The following is a 21,257-nucleotide window of genomic DNA, read 5'->3' on the forward strand; positions in this document are numbered from 1 at the left end:
CAAACCCCTATTAAATATTTTGGAGATTTAAGCAAATGCTACAGAAAATAATTGAACTATCCGTTAACAACCGCTTTATGGTAATTATTGCCAGCATTCTCTTGCTAGCAGGCGGTACCTACGTAATGTATCAAACCCCCGTGGATGCCATCCCGGATTTGAGTGATGTACAAGTCATTGTATTCACCAAGTATCCCGGCCAAGCCCCGCAGGTGGTTGAAGATCAGGTTACCTATCCGCTGACCACCACCATGATGTCGGTTCCCAATACAAAAACAGTGCGTGGGTACTCCTTCTTCGGGCTTTCCTTCATCTATATCATTTTTGAGGATGACACCGATATGTACTGGGCCCGAAGCCGGGTGCTCGAATATCTCAATACCGCAGGCAGCAACCTCCCGGAAGGGGTTACGCCCACTCTCGGTCCGGATGCCACCGGCGTTGGATGGGTCTATGAGTATGTATTAGACGGGGGCGATGAATATGATCTCCAGCAATTGCGCTCTATCCAAGATTGGTTCCTTAAGTATGAACTACTCAGTGTGGACGGGGTAGCTGAAGTGGCCAGTGTGGGAGGACACGTCAAACAGTACCAGGTCGAAGTGGATCCCGATAAACTGTTGGCCTATGATATCCCATTATCGAAAGTAAAAATGGCTATCAAGCGTAGTAACAATGATGTAGGTGGCCGCCTGGTGGAGATGAGTGAAACCGAGTTCATGGTCCGCGGCAAGGGATACATTCAAACCGTAGCAGATGTAGAAGATGTGCCCATCGGCACCGATGGTAACGGCACGCCGGTGACCATTCGCAATGTGGCCAATGTTCAAATAGGTCCAGACCTACGTCGCGGGGTAGCTGACTGGAATGGGGAGGGAGAAACCGTCGGGGGCGTAGTCGTAATGCGCTATGGTGAAAATGCTCTGCAAACCATCGACAACGTAAAGAAGAAGCTGGAAGAGCTTAAAAGCGGCCTGCCCGAAGGCGTAACCATTAAAACAGCCTACGACCGGTCCAGCCTGATCAACCGGGCTATTGCCTTTCTGGAGCACAAACTCCTTGAAGAAAGTATTGTGGTGGCTATTATCGTAATGATATTTCTACTGCACTTTCGAAGTTCATTAGTAGCTATTATCAGCTTACCCATCGGAATTTTGGCAGCCTTCCTGGTCATGTACTTCCAGGGCATAAACGCCAACATTATGTCGCTGAGTGGGATTGCCATTGCGATTGGGGCCATGGTGGACGCGGCCATCGTTATGGTGGAAAATGCCCATAAACACCTGGAGAAAGATCGGGGGAAGAAAGGACACTGGCGAATTATTATCGATGCTTCCAAAGAGGTGGGCCCCGCCTTGTTTTTCTCACTGCTGATCATCACGGTCTCATTTCTACCGATCTTTGCCCTGGAGGGGCAAGAAGGCCGACTCTTTAAACCCCTGGCCTTCACCAAAACCTATGCGATGGCTGCAGCGGCCCTGCTCTCGGTCACGCTGGTCCCAGTGCTGATGGGGTACCTAATTCGCGGAAAAATTCAACCCGAACATAAAAACCCCGTCAACCGCTTTTTAATCTGGATATACCGACCGGTAATCAATTTGGCACTACGTTTTAAGTGGACTACCATCATTGCCTCCATTGCCATACTTGTCATTTCCATTGTGCCCCTGCAGCGACTTGGTTCGGAGTTTATGCCTCCCATCGAAGAAGGTGACCTGCTCTATATGCCCACCACCGATCCCGGCATTAGTATTACCAAGGCGAAAGAGTTGTTGCAACAGACTGACAAGATCATTGCCAGCTTCCCTGAGGTAGAATCGGTATTTGGTAAATCGGGTCGAGCGCAAACCTCAACCGACCCAGCCCCGCTCTCCATGTTCGAAACTATCATCCAACTCAAACCCGAAGACCAGTGGCGGGAGGACATGACGATGGATAAACTCAAGCAACAGATGGACGAGGCGATTAAGATTCCAGGCCTCACCAACGCATGGACCATGCCTATTAAAACCCGTATTGATATGCTTTCGACTGGGATTAAGACGCCCATTGGCATTAAGGTAACCGGCCCCAACCTGCAGACGCTTTCGGATCTTAGCCAGGATATCGCCTCAGTGGTGCGCGATGTACCCGGTACCCTAAGCGTGTTTGCCGATAAGACCACGGGTGGCAATTACCTGGATTTCAATATTGATCGCAAGGAAGCGGCCCGGTACGGCCTGACGACTGGCGACGTGCAGGATGTCATCCAGTCCGCCATCGGCGGTATGAATGTGACCGAGACCGTGGAAGGGCTGGAACGCTATCCGGTGAACGTGCGATACGCCCGTGAAACTCGCGAAAACCTTACGGACCTCGGTCGGGTATTAATCCCTACGCCTTCCGGGGCGCAAATACCGATTGAATACGTGGCCGACCTGCAGATCCGCAAAGACGCCCCGGTGATCAAAACCGAGAACGCCCGATATTCCAGTTGGGTTTACGTAGATCTCACCACCTCCGATATTGGCGGTTATGTAAACCAAGCGCGGCAGACGGTGGACGAACAGATGGACCTGCCCTCCGGCTACAGCCTCACCTGGAGCGGGCAATACGAGTACATGGAACGCGCCAAAAAACGCCTGCAGGTCGTAGTTCCAATCACCCTACTGATCATCTTTCTGCTATTATACTTCAACTTTAAAAACCTGCAGGAAAGTCTAATCGTGCTGCTCACGCTGCCCTTTTCGCTGGTCGGCTCCTTCTGGCTGATGTATATCTTGGGCTACAACCTGAGCGTAGCTGTAGGGGTCGGCGCTATTGCGCTGGCCGGGGTGGCCGCCGAGATCGGCGTAATCATGCTCACATATCTCGATAATGCATATAACAATCGAAAATATAATGACAAGATGAATAGCCTAGAGGACCTCAAGCAGGCCATCTTCGAAGGATCGGCCCAGCGCATCCGGCCAATTTTTATGACGGTCTGTGCTATCACCGGTGGGCTACTGCCTATTATGTGGGGTACCGGAACCGGGGCAACCGTCATGAAGCGAATCGCAGCTCCGATGGTGGGCGGGATGATGTCAGCAACCATACTCAGCCTGGTTGTGTTACCGGTTATCTATTATCTCTGGAAAAGTCGGGAAGTAAAAAAATTGGCGGCAATAAATGAAAACCAACAAATAACCAATTAATAAATTATGGGCTCCTCTCTTTGGGGAGCCGCATACTTCAACAAAGGTGGCTACTATGAATGAAATAAAAGCATTTATTCGCAAACGAAAAGCAGAAGAAGTTATTGACGGGTTAGAAGCCCAAGGCTTCTGTTGTATGACTCTAATGGATGTAATGGGACTCGGTAGGATGTCGGATCCCAAAAAAGCACAACTATCGATCAGCATTGCCGAACGGTTCTCTGATATTGTAAAACTGGTTGTGGTCTGCAGCCAGGATGACACGGAAGAAGTTATTGAGGTTATCCGTAATCACGCCCGAAGCGGTCAGCCCGGAGATGGAATTATCTATGTAACCCCGGTATCGCAATCGATTCATATCCGAAGTGGAAAAACCGGTGATGACTTTTTACAAAGTGAAAGGCATACGCACTAACAAGCTCTAAATAAATTCAGATAAATCTTATGAAATCGAAGACTTTTATATTTTTAGCATTACTAGTAATAGGTATAGCTGGATCCGTAATTTGGGTGATTATCAGTGATTATAATGAGCGCCAAAAACATATGGCTACTTCAGTAACAAAAGCCGTTATGTATAAAAATTCCGGTTGCCAATGCTGTGATAAATGGGCAACCTATATGGGGCGGTATGGATATAATATTTCTGTTCAACCTGTAAGTAACATGCCGGAAATCAAGGATAAATACCATATCCCCAGCGATATGGAATCATGCCACACTACGCTTATTGACGGCTATGCAGTAGAGGGCCATGTGCCGGTTGAAGATATCAACCGTTTACTTAATGAACGTCCTCAGGCCGTGGGAATATCAGCTCCCGGGATGCCGTCCAGCTCTCCCGGTATGAATACCTCGTTTAATACCCCTTATGATGTTTATCTTTTAGATCAAGAAGGAAATAGCAAGGTTTATGCCAGCCATTAGCAGTTATAAGCTGTTGCGGTAAAATAAGAAGTTTATCAATTTCCTGATGAAAGTTGTGGCTGCGAAGTAACCGTAACCAAAGGAGCACCCAGCGACTGTTCAGGCACTCACAACCCGACCTGTTGCTGTGGAAAAACTATGGTAAAGAAAAACTGATATTAATGAGCATCCGGGGTTTTACCTTGGGTGCTCCAAATTTAGATAATCGTTTTCGAGGTGATGTAAATGATTAAGAAAATGGACGAAAAATATCAGGACATCACTACCTACAAGATTGGGGAAGTAGCAAAACGGGCTGATGTCAACAAAGAAACGGTCCGCTACTACGAACAGCGCGAACTTATTCCCAAACCCGATCGGCGCCGGTCAGGCTATCGCATTTTTACCCAGCGTCATATTGATCAAATTACATTCCTCAAACGTGCCCAGCAACTTGGATTTACTTTAACTGAAATCAAAGAACTGTTGGACTTGCGGCTAGATGAGAATACCACTTGCTCGAAAATCAAGGAAGAGGCACAGCAAAAGTATCAAGATGTCTCAAAAAAGATTCATGATCTCCAACGCATACAAGAAACCTTGACCAATCTTATTGATTGCTGTTCTGAAGATAGACCTATCGGAGATTGCCCTATTCTTGAAGCGTTAGAAGGAAAGAATGAAACCGGAAAGCAACTTAGAAAATGAATAACGCGAACCGAAAAATTAAACTTCAATCAACAATCACTTGTCCTAATTGTGGACATGAGTCTACAGAGGCCATGCCGACCGACTCTTGCCAATATTTTTGGGAGTGCCCAAATTGTGGAGAGATATTGAAACCTAAACAAGGAGATTGCTGCGTGTTTTGCTCGTACGGAAATACTCCCTGTCCCCCTGTTCAAAAAGAAGAATCCTGTTGCTAGTTATTGAACTAATCTGAAGCAATAACATTTGGATATAAAGTTTAAATATTTACTCTCATGGGTGAAGAATTTTATGCCATCATTTGTTACATATGTAACATGACCCCTAAAATCGGCCCTTATGAACCATAAAGCCATATATCAGTTTGAGTACGGATCAGAAAGATATAGGAGCTAATTGCTAACAAAAAAGGTTAATTGTCAGGCGAAATATTTTTCTCCAGGGATTGAGAAACCTTAGAAAAATTCCTCCCGCTCGGTTCCTGGAATATATCGAGGTCAAAGAATGCTACCGTAGCATAGAGATGGTCGAAAATATCGGCCTGTATAGTCTCATACTCCAGCCAGGCGGTGGTATTGGCAAAACAGTAGATCTCCAAGGGAATGCCCCGGCTATCCGTTCCGAGCTGGCGAACCATTATAGTCATATCCTGGTTAACTTGGGGATGGTTTTTCAGGTAACATTCAACATACTTTCTGAACACGCCAAGATTAGTCATTCGCCGTCCGTTGATCAATACGGACGTATCCAGGTTATGTTTCTCATTGTACTTTTCAATCTCTTTTTGCCGCGTTTCCAGGTACTCTTTGATCAGGTGGTATTTTTTGAGCTCCTCGCGCATCTCCGGATCCACAAACGTTACTGTTTGGGCATCGATATAGATCGCCCTCTTGATTCTCCGCCCGCCGCTCTGCTGCATGCCTCTCCAGTTCTTAAAACTGTCGGTGATAAAATAATAGGTCGGAATGGAGGTGATGGTTCGGTCCCAGTTCTGAATTTTTACCGTGTTCAGGTTAATTTCAATCACATCCCCGTCCGCGTTGTATTTGGGCATCTCCACCCAGTCGCCCACCCGCACCATATCATTGGACGACATCTGAACGCTGGCCACCAGCCCGAGAATAGTATCTTTAAAGATCAGCAGGACAATGGCGGTCATCGCACCAAATGCACTAAGGAAATATACGGGGGACTGCTCCAAAATCAGGGAAAGGACCAAAATACCGGTAACGATATACAGGATGATTCGTGCAAGCTGAAAATAGCTTGCGATCGGCTTATCCTTAAAGATGGGATGGGAAGCAAGTCCGTATTGCGCAACCCTGAGAAAGGCAAAGACAATGGTCATGCCCACAATCAACAGATAACTGTCCGTTATCTTAATAATGAACGGAAGAGCCTGCTCAAAGTCAGCGAAAATAACGGGAGCCATGATCCGGACTAAGATGGCCGGAATAATATGAGCGACGTTATTGAATACCTTGTGATCGGCCAAGGCATCATCCCAGGTTAGGGATGACTTCTTAACAAACGTATAGAGATAGCGGATGATTATCCGCTTTGTAATGACATAAGCAATCCCCGAAAGCAGGACCAAGACTAGCATAAAAAGTATAAGCCGCAAGTAGACCGCCCACTCCTGGGCGATTCCTGTACTTACCAGCAGGGATTCAATCCACTCTTCAAGGTGATTCATTATTTTATTAATTGATGTTAAAAATGAATGGCAGCGCTTCCAATGTTGGCATAATATATCACATCAAAAGGAACATATTTTAAAAGAAGTGGAACAACATCCATAGCTAACTAACTTTTTATTCCTCACAATACTTTTGAAAAATTAATTTCTATGAGCATTTATTTACCCAAGTGAGTAATCGACAGTTAAATCATCAACTTTTAATAATATGTGTGTGGATTTCATCCATAAACTTTTCGGGAAACCGTTTCCCACAATTCCCTTTCGGTACTACAAATAGTACTACATAGGATTAGAAAAACGCGACCCATTTCACGCACAGGTATATCTCGCATAGATTACGGATCAGGAGGTTAGGGGTTCGAATCCTCTCAGGCGTACTCTCTACTAAGCCCTTATAGTAATTGACCTGCAAAATTTCATTACTAAAAAGGATAGAACTATACCATTCCCTTTCTATTAGTTTTGGCTCAAAAGAGAGGAGACTTATATAAGCGGAGTAGAACGTTCACGATCTAGTTCCACAAACTAAATAAATAGACCGAAATGATATAATTTCAAGGATTTATAATAATCTACTCTAATCCTCCTCCAGCTTAATCGCATTATCATCTTTTATTAAAGATAAAGATGTACCCAATCTATTATGATTTATAACACCACTTACCGAACAAGCTGATATAGAAATACTTTAATATGGTCCTATTCAGTAACCTTAAATTTAGCATCATCGGGCAATAACTCCTGTTCCAGTTCTTCCAAAGTTTTATTCTTGGTTTCTGGCATCATCTTCCAGACAAAGAGAAGCTGCAATACCATCATACCAGCAAAAAAGGCAAAGATAGTTCCACCTGAAAAAGCACCCAATACTGTGGGGGTTATTAATGTAATAATTGCAGCACAAATCCAGTGTGTCCCCGAACCGAGCGACATACCGTAGTCTCTTACCGAATTAGGAAATATTTCTGAGATGAAAGTCCATATCACGGCACCCTGCCCTATGGCATGAGAAGCAATAAAGGCGCTCACAAAAAAGACTACAACACCTGCTTCGGCCCCGCTATAGAATCCCCAGGAGACCCCCGAAAGAGATACGATGTATCCGAACGAACCATAGTACATCAATACGCGACGTCCCAATTTGTCAATGAGATACATACCCAGCATGGTAAACAGCAAGTTTACAATACCAATGGGAACCGAAGCGCCGAGTACTTCTGTTGCAGCCAACCCTGCTTGCTCAAAAATGCGTGGTGCATAGTACAATACAAAATTTATGCCCGAGACCTGATTGAAAAAGGCAATCAAAAAGGCCAGCAAAATGGGAAAGCTAAACTTCTTAGAGAAGAATACATCTTTTGATGCTTTATTTACTGAGGTTTTAATCTGTGAGAGCAGTTCCTCAATATTTTCTGTAGGATTCAACTGCTTGAGTATTTTTCGAGCCCCTTCATCATCATTCTTTTTGAGGGCCAACCAACGGGGACTATCCGGGATGCCCAATACCAACAAAGAATAAATAGCGGCGGGAACAACTTCCACACCAACCATCCAACGCCAGGCAGATTCATCTATGTACAAACCAATCAAATAATTTGATATGTAGGCCACCAGTATTCCAAAGACAATATTGAACTGATAGGATGCAACAAGGCCACCCCTTTTGTCGGCAGGAGTAATTTCAGAAATATAAATGGGTACCGCTACTGATGAAGCTCCAACACCAAGGCCTCCGATAAATCGGGCAAAAGAGAAAAAATACGGATCAGTTGCTAAGGCTGACCCTAATGCCGACAATAAGTACAACAATCCAATCCAGAACAGTGTTGTTCGTCGGCCCAATTTGTCACAGGGAATACCACCCAGCAGTGCCCCAACAACAGTCCCCCATAACGCCATGGACATAATAAATGTGCCATGAAATAAATCACTGGTATTCCACAGCTCTTGTATAGGACGATCCGCACCGGAAATGACAATGGTATCAAATCCAAACAAAAAACCGGCAAGGGAGGCCGCTAAAACCGAAAATATAATTGACTTAGGTTTTGCCATACTGCTATATAATCTATGTTAAACTTGTTAAGTACGCTGCTCCAATTACACCAGCAGCATCTCCGAGCTTGGGCTTTAATACCGGAGTATTAAAATGATCATTGAAAATATGCTCTTCTATTTGTGATCGTCCATCGGTGTAGATCCGATCGATATTGCTCACTCCTCCGCCTAAGACTATCACGTCAGGATCAAGGACATTAACAATTACCGCCATGGCTTTGCCAAAAAAATGGACTAACCGGTCTATGGTTTTTCGAGCGATGCTATCATCACCATTTTCTGCCCGGCTTACAATTTCCTTTAAAGATCGATGTTCTCCTTTCTGCTCCTCATAAAATTTTTCCAACGCTGTCCCTGAAATGACCTTTTCTACACACCCTTGGGTTCCACAGAAGCACTCGTATCCAGACTCATCCAAAAAATTATGCCCCCATTCCCCACTTATTCCATGCAAGCCTCTAATCAACTGATTATTTACGACAATGCCACCGCCAACACCCGTTCCCATAATTACTCCAAATACAACGGATGCATCGAGATACTGCTTTCGAACCACCCCATGACGCGTTTCGGCCAAGGCGAAACAATGGGCATCGTTAGCCATTTCAACTTTAACATTTAGTCGTCGCTCCAAATCGGCCTTAATAGGCTTTCCATTCAAGCAAACGGCATTGCTGCTGTTTTTAAGCTTAGCTGTTTTGGGATCAATGATTCCGGGCGTGCCAATACCAATATGCAGCGGGGATTTCGAGAGTTCATCCGACATTTTATTGACAAGAAAGACAATTTGACTCAATACATGCTCGTATCCCTCACTTGCTCCGGTGGGAATCCGATCGCGGAAAAGTATTTTGTTATTTGAAGGGTTAAGTACAACCCCTTCAATTTTGGTTCCCCCGAGATCGAGCCCCCAAAGTAATTGTTGATTCGCGGAATTATTTTTACTGGCTTGCATCTATCCCTTCTTAAAATGAGTCGGCTAATGAAAGCTTATATTTCAAACCAATCGTTCTGCTTTTATTTACTTTTAGCAGGATCCCAAGAAACTACACCTACGCGCGAATCTGCAGTACCGTAATAGATGAACCACTTATCCTGAAAATGAACTAATCCTTCCAAGAAAGTAGTCCCGTTTTTGTACTGCCCGGATTTCTCAAAATCTTCTTGGGGTTGTATAAACGGTTTATCCAAGCGATCAACCAGCTTTTCAGGATTATCCAGGTCAAAGAGTGCTTGCCCACCCGTATATACGCTGTCGGGAATAGAGGGATCGCCGTTTTCTCCGTCGTTACCGGCATTATAAATAACCAAGATTCCTTCATCAGTAACTAATGCAGGAGGCCCCGCTTCTACCAGCCAGGAATCAAAATGACCTTCTCGAGGTGTTAGTACCGGCTTCAGTTCATCATTATCATTTTGAACTGGTTTCCAGTTAATCAGGTCGTCTGAAGTAGCCAGCCAAACTTTAGGAACCCCCCAGTACATCCAGTACTTCCCGTTAAGCTTCTTAGCGACCAGCTTGTCGCCTTGGCGTTCGGAAAGAATAGCTCCTGATTTCGATTCCATATCGTTATATTTACCATCGTATGCTTCTTCGAAAGCGGGGCCATGCTTTTCCCAGTTTTCGAGATCATCAGAAGTAGCTACTGCAAGGCGGGGCGTTTCCCGATTCCACTGGGTATAGGTCATGACATAGCTGCCATCCTCAGCCTCAACAATACGCGGATCTTCAGTACCACCCGGCCATTCGTATTTTTTCTGATCATCCTCGGCAGGATAAAAAACCGGCTCATCCCAACGATCAAAATTAAGCCCATCCTCTGATACAGCCATACCTAACCGTGAGGTATGCCCGCCAATTTCCATTTCACCCGTCAAATCTTCTGCCCGATAAAGGACATGCACTTTACCGTCTTTTACTACCGCAGCAGGATTAAATGTTGCCATCGATTCCCAATGCAATACACTGTCACGCATGGGGCATTCAAAGGTCGTTTTGCTGTTCGGAGTTATGATAGGATTTACACCGTCGGGACGCTCAAACGGACCAAACGCCCAATCGTCTTGTTCCTCTACTTCCGATCCCGAACAGCCAACGATGGCTACTAATAGTACTATGAGTAATTTTTTCATTGTAAAGTTCTTGGAATTAAAAATATTATCTCCTGGTAAATTTTAAGTATTCCCATTTGGTATTAATATCCATCGTTCTGCCTCATCTCTCCACCAGATTTGTCAATTTCGGTTTGCGGAATTGGGTATAACTGATGATAAGGCATAAAGCTTTTGTCCATATCAGTTAAGACTTCTTCAGCAATGCCCCATCGTTTCAGGTCATTAAAACGCTGTGCCTCAAAACCCAGCTCAACACGGCGTTCATGTTCTAACCAGTCTCTTATTTGCTGTTCATCAGTAGAGTTTTCATCCCGATCGGGCAAGGTGCCTTGTGGCGGTTGACCTCCATCAATGGTAGGTGTCGTACGTGCCCGCTCCCGAACCTCATTAATTTTTGCAACAGCTTGTCCATAATTATCAGTTTCAAGATACGCTTCAGCCTTCCAGAGTACTACATCTGCCCAACGAATAAACACTCTGTTACTGGGAGCATCCGCATTGCCTTTGTATTGATCATTCGTTGCACCAAGAAGTTTATAAATTACCTGATCATCGACATTAACAGTATAGTCAAGTCGGGGATCATTCTGCTCGAACTCATTTACAAAATTATCCGTCGGTGCAATAAATCCCCAACCCATAAGTGCGCCAAGACCATTTCCTTGACTGGGTGTTTGGTTTGCTTGGTGATCATAAGCAAAAATGACCTCATCCTCTTGGAATTCCTCATCAATACTGAAACTGTGGAAGTAATTTTCGTTAAGGCTGTAATATCCCAAACTCTCCAACTGATTGATGGTATCAATTACATCTTGCCAATTCTCATTGAATAGTGATACTTTGGCCTGCATAGCAATAGCAGCTCCTTTTGAAACTCTCCACGGTTCGCTGTTGCTGGAATACTTCTGATCCGGCAGCAATTGTTCGGCTTCAGATAAATCCGATTCGATTTGGTTCCATACCTCGCTGGCCTCAACACGTTGGGCTTGTTCAAATGCACTATCAAAATTATCCAGGGGTTCCAAAATAAGTGGTACGCCACCAAAGTTATTTACCAGATCGAAGTAATAAAATGCTCTAAGGAAATAAGCCTCTCCCAGCAACCGATCTCTGAGATTAGAATCTATATTAATCTGGCTAATGATTTCCTCATTCGTTAAATCACTTATTGCCCTGTTGGCACGCGAAATACCTTCATAATCATAGCTCCATATTCCCTGGAATGCCTGATTAGAAGGAGTAAAGTTAAAATTGCCTACACGGTCCATCCAGGCCTGATCGCCATCGGACTGCCACTTTTTATTCATATCACCGGCAGCAATATCGTGAAGGATAAAATCATTGCGTGTCACTTTTCCCTCTGCCCAGTTCCATTGACCAATGATATTCAAGGTATTCGAAAGCAACTGGTATGAGGAATTAACAGAAGACTTTACCGTTTCAACTGACGGGTCTCTATCAATTTGATCCGGTGTAATCTGTCCAATTGGGCTTTGGTTTAGGGATGAATCACATCCAAAACCAATTACCAAGAAGAGTACAAGTATTTTTAGATTGATAAGTTTCATAATAAGATCACCTGTCATTTAAAATGATGCATTAATTCCTACCATAATAGTACGCGACTGGGGATAGGTCCCGTAGTCCATCAAGTCGGTAACTTCGGGATCAAGTCCCGTGTAATCGGTTATGGTTAACAAATTCTGTCCGGAAACGTACAGCCTAAGATTTTTAACTTTTGACTGATTTCCACCAAACAATCCATCGAATGTATACCCAACTTCGACGTTTTTGATCCTCATATAGGAGGCATCCTCAACATAAATGCTTGAGACTCGGCTACTTCCATTATCCGTAAAGCTGAGTCGAGGTATTGAGTTGGTTGATCCTTCACCATCCCAACTATCAAGCACACGGGTCGTATAGTTAAATGGACGCGTATCATAGTCAAGGATCTTTTTGCTATCGTTATATTGATCCACTCCCTGTACGCCCTGTAAAAAGACTGAAAGATCAATGTTTTTATATTCGCCTGTAAAATTCAGGCCATACGTAAAATCGGGATGTGGATCACCGATAAAGGTTCGGTCATCACTATTGATAATGCCATTTCCATCCAGATCCTTAAACTTAATATCTCCCGGTTGAGCAGATGGGTTAGATTCTCCACTGAGATGGGAGTCAACCTCTTGCTGATTCTGATAAATGCCTTCCATCACAAAACCATAATACGAGTTTATTGGTTTGCCAACCTCAGTACGAGTTACATTATTAATAATGCTCGGCAAGTTAGGATGCAGTTTTTCAACCGTATTGGTTAGGGTCGAAAAGTTTGCATTGACACGATACTTGAATGCCCCCTCACTTTTCCTGTAACTGGCACTAAATTCAAACCCTTTGTTTCGCACCTCACCAGAGTTGACAAAAGTAGGCTGTACTTCACCTACTACTTCAGGCAATGTAATTGGTAAGAGTATATCGCTCGTCAACATATTAAAATACTCTGCTGAGAAGCTAAGCCTTTCGAATAGTATAGCATCAATCCCAAAGTTAGTCTGTGTAGTAGTCTCCCACTTCAGGTTTGGATTTCCATATCGAGAAACCTCATATTGCCCCGATGCATTTCGCTGCAGCAATGTTAAGTATGCGTAGTTAGGAATTTCCTGATTCCCAAGCTGTCCCCAACTCCCCCGTAGCTTCAGTTGCGAAAGCCAGTCTACGTTCTCTAAAAAGGATTCTTCTGACATCATCCACCCTGCTGAGAACGATGGGAACAATCCCCATTTATAATTATCAGCAAACCGTGAAGAAGCATCAGCTCTTAAGTTTGCCGTAACCATATATCGTTCGGCATAATCGTACGAGGCCGACCCAAAATAGGAGAACAGTGCCCACTCTGAACCAGTACCACTATTGGTTAATCCGGTTTCGGTACTTCCGAAATTGAGATATCGGAAATTATCATCGGAAAAGTCAAACCGTTGACGAGATCCGGCAACATTTGTCGACCTATTAGATACGAACTCCGTACCTACTAACCCATTCACACCATGCTTACCAAAATCTTCGGTATAATTAAGCGTATTACTCCATGTAATATTTATAGTCTTATCGCGGTTTTGTGATAGCGAATTTGGACGATTTTGGCGACCAAGTCCAGCATCCTGTGGTTGACCTCCTCCATCATCATCCCCAAAGTTTTCATTAAAGACTTTGTGATGATAAAACAGTACATCAACACCTAAGTTTGTTCGGAAGGTAAGATTTTCATCTTCCAGAAAACTGTATTCTCCAAACAAATTACCAAAAGCCTTGTACTGCTGAATAACATCATCTGTAAAATAGGCCAGTGCTACTGGGTTTTGTGAAAGCTCATACTTACCAGACTCATAATCATTAGGCCCTTCATAAAAAGGAAGATCGGTAAATGGATCTTCCTCAGAATAGTAGGGATCATCAGGATCTTTCTTAACAGATAAAATGGGAGGTCTCAACATAGCATGTCGTACAATTCCTGGCTGATCTCCCCGAGAGTTCAAGTTATCTTCATTAGAATACGACAACTGCATATTGGTTCCGAGAGTAAATCGATCGGTAACATCAGAATTTACATTGGCCCGAAAATCCATGATTTGAATCTTATCATTATCATACACTACTACTCCGTCTTCGGTATAATATCTTGAAGATAAATAGTAGTTGGTGTTTTCATTTCCTCCGCGAGCTGATAGACTCACGTTATGTGTATAACCTGGACCAAAGGTCTCACCCAGCCAATCGGTATTTGCGAAATCGCTTCGGCCTTTGTCCTGCGTATATGGATTAGTCCCCGAATAGCCGGCATTATTCCACGCTTCTTCAACCGTGTTCATGTATTGCTGAGAGTTGAGCATATTCGGAAGGTTAGAAACACCACTAACCCCGCTATAGTAATTGACGTTCAGCTCAGATTCACCTTCGCGACCCTGCTTGGTCTCGATTACAATAACTCCACCTGATGATCTTGATCCATAAATAGCAGCCGCCGATGCATCTTTCAGAACGTTCATCGACTGTATGTCAGCGGGATTTAAAAACCCGATGCTCCGAGTCGGTACCCCGTCAACTACAAAGAGTGGATTGTTGTTACCGATAGTTCCTTCGCCACGAATTCTAATTTCCACCTCATCGCCGGGTGCTCCTGTGCTTTGTGATACTTGAACGCCGGAAACCTGCCCCTGCAAAGCTTCCGAAACACTGGAAACCTTGCGCTGTGAAAGATCTTCCATGTCTACAGTAGATACTGCTCCCGACAACTCTTTCCGATTCATTGTATTGGTGTAACCGGTTACAACCATCTCATCGCCCATAATTGCTTCGGCAGATAATTGAATATCCAACTGGCTTCGTCCATCAAGAGGAATTTCTTGTCGTTCATATCCCACAAATGTGGCAACCAATGTATCCTGTAGACTGGGAACAGTAAGTTCAAAACTACCATCGGGACCCGTTGCCGTACCAATATTAGTTCCTTTAACCATAATATTTACCCCTGGCAAGGTATCACCTGACTCGGCATCGTACACCGTACCAGTTACCTCTTCTTGTCTAAATTCTATGGGTTCACCAGCAGCAGCCAGGAAAAAGCTGCGATCTCCAACCTTCTTAAACTGAATATCGAACTGACGAATCATGCTGGTCAAAATCGATTCCAAATCTTCACTTCCAATAAGAGTTTTGGAAATCGATTTTTCTTTCACTAGATCACTCTTATAGATAAAATTAACATTGTGTTCGCCTTCGAGATAGCGAAGTGATTCTTCCAATGAAATGGTTTTTTCCTGCCCTTGCTGCTGTTCATTTAAGGTCAATATATTATTGACCTCTTGGGCATTTGTTGCAGGCAGTGCTATCATAAACCACCCAAGAATTACAAGTATCAGTTTTTTCATAATCGTTAACCCTTTATGAGTTTAAATTTCTTATTAGAATCTATGCTCATCACTGATCTTCTCTTTTAGATTTCAATGCTCCTACTTTTATTATATTCCCGTCTTTCATAACCGGCTGCTCCATTAGGTTTTCAAGAGCATTAATGAAAACCTCCAGATTATTATTGGGTAAGGAACCTGAAATAGGGGTATTTTCTAACTCTTGATCATCCAGATCAAACCGTACATCATATAGGTGTTCAACTCTCCTTATCACTTCTCTCAATGGTGTATTATCAAAAATAAGTTTGTCTTCGGTCCAAGCAGTAAAAAGTTCTGAGCGTACCTGGTTAACCGTAATCTCTTGACCCACCTGGGGAATTCGGCTCATTTCTCCCCGTTTCAATATCCTGTCTTCTGTGATTTCATTTTCACTATTCTTTTTCTCTACCCTAACACTGCCCTCAACAAGAACAACTTCTGTGGCATCTTCATAGGTATTTACGTTAAACTTTGTACCTAATACTTTGATACTACCTTCAGTGACATGTACCGTTAGACTCCGCTCAGCCTCTCCTTCAAAGTGAACAATATCAAAAAAGGCTTCACCCTCCAGCCAAATATCTAAATCACCTCCATAATATTCGGCAGGATATTTAATTCTTGAGTTGGCATTAAGGGTAATTTTCGAACCATCCGACAATGTTAACTGTTTCTTTTGTCCATCTGTTGTCGTATTGGTAACAAATTTATTTTGTGATTCCTCAGCTGTAGTCTCGGAATATATTTCTGGATTCATATATCCAATAACTCCCATTACCGCTATAAGTAGAATAACAATAGCAGCTACACTGGAATAGTAGGTTCTGCGGGTTATATTAAATATTTTGGACTTTGAGGATTGCTCCTCTTCCCTTAACCGATGGTATAATCGATCCAATTCAGATTCCACGTCGGTGTGCTTACCAGGGCTAAATTCAATATTTTGATGCAATACTTTTGCTTTCTGCACCAATTTTTTTCGTGCTGGATCGTCTTCAACCCATGTTTGCCAACGCTCTCCTTCTTCATCCGTTGCCGTACCCTCAATCCATCCCACAAAGGAATCAGAGGACAATAGGTTTTCTATACTCTCATCGTGATTTGACAAAACAGAGTGCTTTATAAGTTCAAAATTATCAAGATTGCAGCATTTCTTTGCTGCTTTCACTCATAAAGACACATCCAAATCTGTAGAGTACTCAAATTTTTTTTGAATTTTCTTAGAGAAGTCGAAGGAAAGAGAAATGAAAAAAAGTAGCTAAATTTATTCTATGCTGGGAACTGACCTCACAATTCCTTTTAAATTTTTGAATGCACGATACAGATTATTTTTTACGCTTTGGTGATTGATCTCTAATACTTCTGCGATCTCTTTATTAGTTAGCCCATGATAATATTTCAGGAAAAGCGTTTCTTTTTGTCTACCGGTTAACTGATTAATGCCTTTTACGAGCTCATCTTTTTTCTGGGCAACAATTTCATTCTGTATAATTAACTCTTCTTTTGAAAAGGTAATATCAAAAATACCATCAAGATACTCTTGATTACGACGATATCGATTTAATTTCTGTTCCTTTTCCCGTAATAGTATCCTACGATACGAAACAATCAAATAAGCTCTAACTGAGTCTGGCACCCCGATAGAATTGTGCTTCCTCCATAACTTTAGAAACAGTTTTTGGATCCCATCTTTCGCAGCCTCTTCATCAGAAACCAATCTTTTCCCATAATCTAAAAGCGACCCATAATAAATTCGGAATAGTTTACTTAAAGCCTCTTTTCCCCCATTGCAAAAAGATTTCCACAGCAATACTTCATCTACATCTCCCGGAACCTTATAATCTTTTAGTTTGCTGAATAAAAACATTGCCGTTTCTCTGTTATCCTTCCGGTATGCTATCCCTTTTATTGCAATTAGATATTGAATTTGCAAGCACAATTCAAATAACTCTTCATTCTTGCTTATTACTATATGTAATTAATCAATTTTCTGAAATGTTTTTCTATACGATATATAAAGTAAAACCTCCTAATTTTTGAATTAGTGAGATATAGATTTTTTAAGAAAAGTGTCGTCTTTCTTTTTTAACTATTTAAAATGAAAATAGAGGAAGTCATTATTTTCTGTTATAAATAACCTCGAGTTTATGAATCGCAAGTGAGAGTAGTTCTATTTTAAATTTTGACACTGCAAGCCTAAACTTCCTTTTTTTCTAAACTCTGACATATAGTTCCCAGTCCATCAGTCAGGTAAAAGAGGTTTAGATTCTACCATTATTTTTTGGCCATCTTTTGCCACAGACATACATTCATAATAAATTCCCAGAGAAAAAAGTTAAAGATTATTATTCTTGGCAATTTTATCTGTGAGCTTCTTATAAGTACGTGAAAGATATCCACCTTATTTTATTAGCTGGCTATCTTCCCTCCAACTTTACCCGGGCGTCAATACTTCTCATAAGAAGTTTATTTAGGAGACCACCGCTTTTTTGAATGGTGATATTGGAACAGCAATTCTTGAAGAAACTATTTTCAGTTATACGTCCCCTTCCCGATGTCATATAATGATTTTTCCCTTCTTTTGAATGGAGTACAGGTGAGATCAACACCAACAGATAACCGTAGAAAAACCAAATTGAATATTTGAGAACGGAACAAGGTATAGGGTAAATGAGTTAACACATTATACCTCCGACTGTAACTTATCGCTATATATTCCTCCACTTACAAGTATCATGATTCAAAATATTAAAGACCAAATCATTAATATTAATCCTGAAGATGTAATTCAGGATGCTCGAGATCAGGATTTAGATGTGATACGCATCGAGGATTTTCGATATATGGCGCCCCACTATGGTCGCATCGAAACGATAATGGATAACTATGGATCATCCTTTGCAAATACCAGCATTTTAGGAGGACTAACAACAGGTATCGGTGGGCTCACAACGTCAATAACATTTGCCGCGGTTGATACTATTTCGCTATCGCTGCAATTGTATTGGCTCTCCCAGCGATTTGCCATTTTAAATGGATTTAACGGCAATAAGCCGCTGCATCAGGATAAAATGATAAATATTTATTTTGAAGCGCTAAGTATAAATGGTGTTATCCAAGCTACACTCAAACATCAGCTACTTAAAGCAACCGCTGTCGCAGGTACCCGCCATGCATCCGATAGTTTGGTGTTACGCGCTATTGTGAACATCGGTAAGGCAATGGGCAAGAATATTTCTTCCAAACGAGCGGGACAATTAGTTCCTATATTTGGTGGCGTGGTTGGGGCAACCGTCAATTATTCATTTGCTTGCAAAACGGGCCAAGCCATGAAAAAAGCTTATAAGCGTGCCTACTTTGATACTTGGAAATGTTAACGTTCTTAAACTACTTCCATTGAGATTTAACTCACGCTGATTAAGGTATTACGGCCCAGCACAAATTTGTAAGATAAATTCCACCCCATTTATAGAAAATGGTTTTTAAAAGTTGACATGCCTATGAGGGTTTAGTTTGAATTCCAATCGCGTACATTTTTCAATAAAATAGCATCAAGCTTATGGCTCGAATCTTCGTTATGTAATACGGAAATATCCCCGGTAGCTTCCATCACCACTGCTTTTACCTGCCTAAGCTGGGTTATATTAGCTTCGCGTAATTTTGCCCGTAAATCATCCTGGGTTACTTTGGCCTCTTTCATGTTATCTTCTAATATTTCGCTCCCCCTCATAAGCAACAACGGTTGATTATCAACGGCATAAATGATCGACTTTGATTTACCCCTTAGCTTTGCTACTGTCATTTGCAGAATATATAGCATAGCCAAGGCTACCATCGCCTGAACTAACGGCGGATCTTTCGTCAAAATAGTGCTTGCAATTAATGAGCCAATGGCAACGGTCATCGCAAAGTCAAAACTCGACATTTTTGAGAAGGAACGAAGACCTGCCAGGCGCGTGTATGTTATCAGGGTTACATAGATCCCGATAGTAGTTAAAATTACCATCAAGATGGAAGTCCAAGATGTAGTGAGCCAGCTATAATCCATAATTAGTTGGGTTTAGTTTAATACGGGGTTGTGCTCGATAATATCAACCAATGGTTTGAAAGTATATATTCCGTTATCTCTTGTTTTGCTACGGCCAGCGATTGGCCAATCCAACATTCAGGACCAAACTGATAAAAGTACATATGAGTACGATAATGGCTAATACGCATGCGGTTCTAAATGTCAATATTACTCCTTCTGACCATAATTTTATCCATTTGTTACCAAAAACCATATAAATTCGTTTGCCTGAAAAAACCACTTTTTTATCATCCTGAACCTGTGCTACGAAGCCTTGGCATAGTAGTACTTATTTCGGGATGACATCAGAGTTTTTTTACATTATTAGTCATTTATTCTAACCGGTTAACGTATTATAAGAATTATCAAGAATCCGGCTTTATTATTGCAAGACACAGATCCTGTATCATTTTCTTATTAGGGGTCTGGCTGAGCCAAAAGGCCATGTTTTTGAGAAAGATTAAAAATAGTTAGTTCCGGTCGACAGAAAAATTGGATCGGAAGCAGGCTGAACCCTATTCCCCGGCTTACATAAAGTCGGTTACTCCCCTTTCCAATACTGCCAACACCACCTTTTTCCCTTCCCAATCTGATCCTAAATTTGGTACCTCTACATCATGTTTCTGCACATCAAGAAGAAAACGGGGCTCAATAATAAAGCCCCAAACACCTAATGCCAATAGTGTTATCAGAACGAAGAGTGAGGTTAATTTATACATTCTCATTTGGTTAATTTTAATCTAAAATACCAGTCAGCTATCGGCCTTTTTATCGCTGAAGAGATAGCCGAAAGGTTCCAGAGCCGGGACACGTAGAAATACGATTGTAATAATGCCCATAACAGGAATGGCCAGAATCATGCCAATGATACCCCACAAGGCATTACCCACAATCACCGCCAAAATCACAAAAAAGGGATGTACATCTACTTTGTCACCTATAATAAATGGCTGCAATACGTAGCTTTCCAGGAATTGAGCTACGGTAAAGGTAATTACAATTCCTATCAGCACCCCCATTTCTCCGGATGTGAGATAGCCAAATATTAAGGCCACACCGAATCCTATAATATTACCTATATAGGGAATAAGCGAAAAAAGCGCGGCCAAGATGCTGACAAGAATAAAATTGCTGACTCCTGTAATGCCAAGCCCAACCGAATAGGTAATTGCCAGCAGGCCTATGAGTATCAACTTACCCACCAGATACTGCTGTACTACATTCACGGACTCTTTAACAATCTGATTAACGTCACCACTTTTTTCATCGGGGAATAAGCGCAACAAAAACGTCCTGAACCGATGCCGGTAATTGAGCATAAAGAATGCTGTGTTCAAGTAACTAATGCAACACTGCGGTATTTTAGGGTTTGTTGAATAGGATTAAGGTAATCAAATTTTCGTACCGGTCGAAAATTCAGATATTGCTCCACGGTTGTGATGCGCTCCTCGGAAACCGTTCGAAGATCCATGCCCTTGGGAAAGAACCGGCGAATGACGCCAATCCTGTTTTCGACTGTTCCTTTATCCTGGGAGGTATACGGGCGGGTAAAGTAGGTGTCCGCCTGGAGCTGT

At 42.4% G+C, this 21,257-nt stretch carries 17 protein-coding genes and 1 pseudogene; 6 read left to right on the plus strand and 12 right to left on the minus strand.

Annotation, left to right across the window (positions count from 1 at the left end; all coding sequences use genetic code 11):
- Positions 1 to 35 precede the first annotated feature (35 nt).
- The 5 genes from CK503_RS08765 (at position 36) to CK503_RS16365 (ending at position 5,008) form a co-directional block, all read left to right on the plus strand.
- Positions 36 to 3,176 carry an efflux RND transporter permease subunit gene (locus CK503_RS08765; protein ID WP_095606425.1) on the plus strand — a complete coding sequence of 1,047 codons (3,141 nt, stop codon included), beginning with the start codon at positions 36 to 38 and terminating at the stop codon, positions 3,174 to 3,176.
- A gap of 55 nt (positions 3,177 to 3,231) precedes the next feature.
- Positions 3,232 to 3,591 (plus strand): P-II family nitrogen regulator, encoded by a 360-nt coding sequence (locus CK503_RS08770; protein WP_095606426.1) that lies wholly within the window; start codon positions 3,232 to 3,234, stop codon positions 3,589 to 3,591.
- A 131-nt stretch (positions 3,592 to 3,722) separates the two neighbouring features.
- On the plus strand, positions 3,723 to 4,103 hold the full coding sequence (locus tag CK503_RS08775; protein WP_176466260.1) for a DUF411 domain-containing protein: 381 nt from the start codon (positions 3,723 to 3,725) through the stop codon (positions 4,101 to 4,103).
- 237 nt (positions 4,104 to 4,340) lie between these two features.
- Positions 4,341 to 4,790 carry a MerR family transcriptional regulator gene (locus CK503_RS08785; protein ID WP_176466261.1) on the plus strand — a complete coding sequence of 150 codons (450 nt, stop codon included), beginning with the start codon at positions 4,341 to 4,343 and terminating at the stop codon, positions 4,788 to 4,790.
- Positions 4,787 to 5,008, plus strand: a complete 222-nt coding sequence (locus CK503_RS16365; protein ID WP_095606430.1) for a GDCCVxC domain-containing (seleno)protein — start codon at positions 4,787 to 4,789, stop codon at positions 5,006 to 5,008. Before CK503_RS08785 ends, CK503_RS16365 begins: the two co-directional genes overlap by 4 nt.
- Positions 5,009 to 5,202: 194 nt before the next feature.
- Here the strand turns inward: CK503_RS16365 and CK503_RS08795 are convergent, their stop codons facing one another.
- The 8 genes from CK503_RS08795 to CK503_RS08830 form a co-directional block, all read right to left on the minus strand.
- Entirely contained in the window at positions 5,203 to 6,486 is a 1,284-nt protein-coding gene (locus CK503_RS08795) for a mechanosensitive ion channel family protein (RefSeq protein ID WP_095606431.1), read from the minus strand.
- Between the two features lie 705 nt (positions 6,487 to 7,191).
- Positions 7,192 to 8,544 (minus strand): sugar porter family MFS transporter, encoded by a 1,353-nt coding sequence (locus CK503_RS08800; protein WP_095606432.1) that lies wholly within the window; start codon positions 8,542 to 8,544, stop codon positions 7,192 to 7,194.
- Between the two features lie 13 nt (positions 8,545 to 8,557).
- Entirely contained in the window at positions 8,558 to 9,502 is a 945-nt protein-coding gene (locus CK503_RS08805; protein ID WP_095606433.1) for an ROK family protein, read from the minus strand.
- Positions 9,503 to 9,564: 62 nt separating this feature from the next.
- Positions 9,565 to 10,680, minus strand: a complete 1,116-nt coding sequence (locus CK503_RS08810; RefSeq protein ID WP_095606434.1) for a glycoside hydrolase family 130 protein — start codon at positions 10,678 to 10,680, stop codon at positions 9,565 to 9,567.
- Positions 10,681 to 10,742: 62 nt separating this feature from the next.
- Positions 10,743 to 12,230: a RagB/SusD family nutrient uptake outer membrane protein gene (locus tag CK503_RS08815; protein ID WP_095606450.1), complete on the minus strand. Its 1,488-nt coding sequence runs from the start codon at positions 12,228 to 12,230 to the stop codon at positions 10,743 to 10,745.
- A gap of 18 nt (positions 12,231 to 12,248) precedes the next feature.
- The gene (locus CK503_RS08820; RefSeq protein ID WP_217988378.1) at positions 12,249 to 15,593 is read right to left on the minus strand and encodes a SusC/RagA family TonB-linked outer membrane protein; all 3,345 of its coding nucleotides are present in this window, start codon (positions 15,591 to 15,593) and stop codon (positions 12,249 to 12,251) included.
- A 49-nt stretch (positions 15,594 to 15,642) separates the two neighbouring features.
- The gene (locus tag CK503_RS08825; RefSeq protein WP_141239908.1) at positions 15,643 to 16,722 is read right to left on the minus strand and encodes a FecR family protein; all 1,080 of its coding nucleotides are present in this window, start codon (positions 16,720 to 16,722) and stop codon (positions 15,643 to 15,645) included.
- 156 nt (positions 16,723 to 16,878) lie between these two features.
- Complete coding sequence (locus CK503_RS08830; RefSeq protein WP_095606436.1) at positions 16,879 to 17,481, minus strand: RNA polymerase sigma factor; 603 nt, start codon at positions 17,479 to 17,481, stop codon at positions 16,879 to 16,881.
- Positions 17,482 to 18,349: 868 nt separating this feature from the next.
- On the opposite strand from CK503_RS08830, the gene CK503_RS08835 reads away from it, so the two are divergent.
- On the plus strand, positions 18,350 to 18,991 hold the full coding sequence (locus CK503_RS08835; protein WP_095606437.1) for an EcsC family protein: 642 nt from the start codon (positions 18,350 to 18,352) through the stop codon (positions 18,989 to 18,991).
- 131 nt (positions 18,992 to 19,122) lie between these two features.
- Here the strand turns inward: CK503_RS08835 and CK503_RS08840 are convergent, their stop codons facing one another.
- From CK503_RS08840 to CK503_RS16110, 4 genes and pseudogenes are all read right to left on the minus strand, one after another.
- The gene (locus tag CK503_RS08840; protein ID WP_095606438.1) at positions 19,123 to 19,662 is read right to left on the minus strand and encodes a DUF421 domain-containing protein; all 540 of its coding nucleotides are present in this window, start codon (positions 19,660 to 19,662) and stop codon (positions 19,123 to 19,125) included.
- Positions 19,663 to 20,210: 548 nt separating this feature from the next.
- Entirely contained in the window at positions 20,211 to 20,402 is a 192-nt protein-coding gene (locus CK503_RS08845) for a hypothetical protein (RefSeq protein WP_095606439.1), read from the minus strand.
- Positions 20,403 to 20,435: 33 nt separating this feature from the next.
- Positions 20,436 to 21,002, minus strand: a complete 567-nt coding sequence (locus CK503_RS08850) for an AI-2E family transporter (protein ID WP_217988379.1) — start codon at positions 21,000 to 21,002, stop codon at positions 20,436 to 20,438.
- 14 nt (positions 21,003 to 21,016) lie between these two features.
- Positions 21,017 to 21,257 (minus strand): annotated as a pseudogene (locus tag CK503_RS16110) (IS30 family transposase); the annotation flags it as partial.

The organism is Fodinibius salipaludis, assembly GCF_002287075.1.
In the GTDB taxonomy this organism is placed as follows: Bacteria; Bacteroidota; Rhodothermia; order Balneolales; family Balneolaceae; genus Fodinibius; species Fodinibius salipaludis.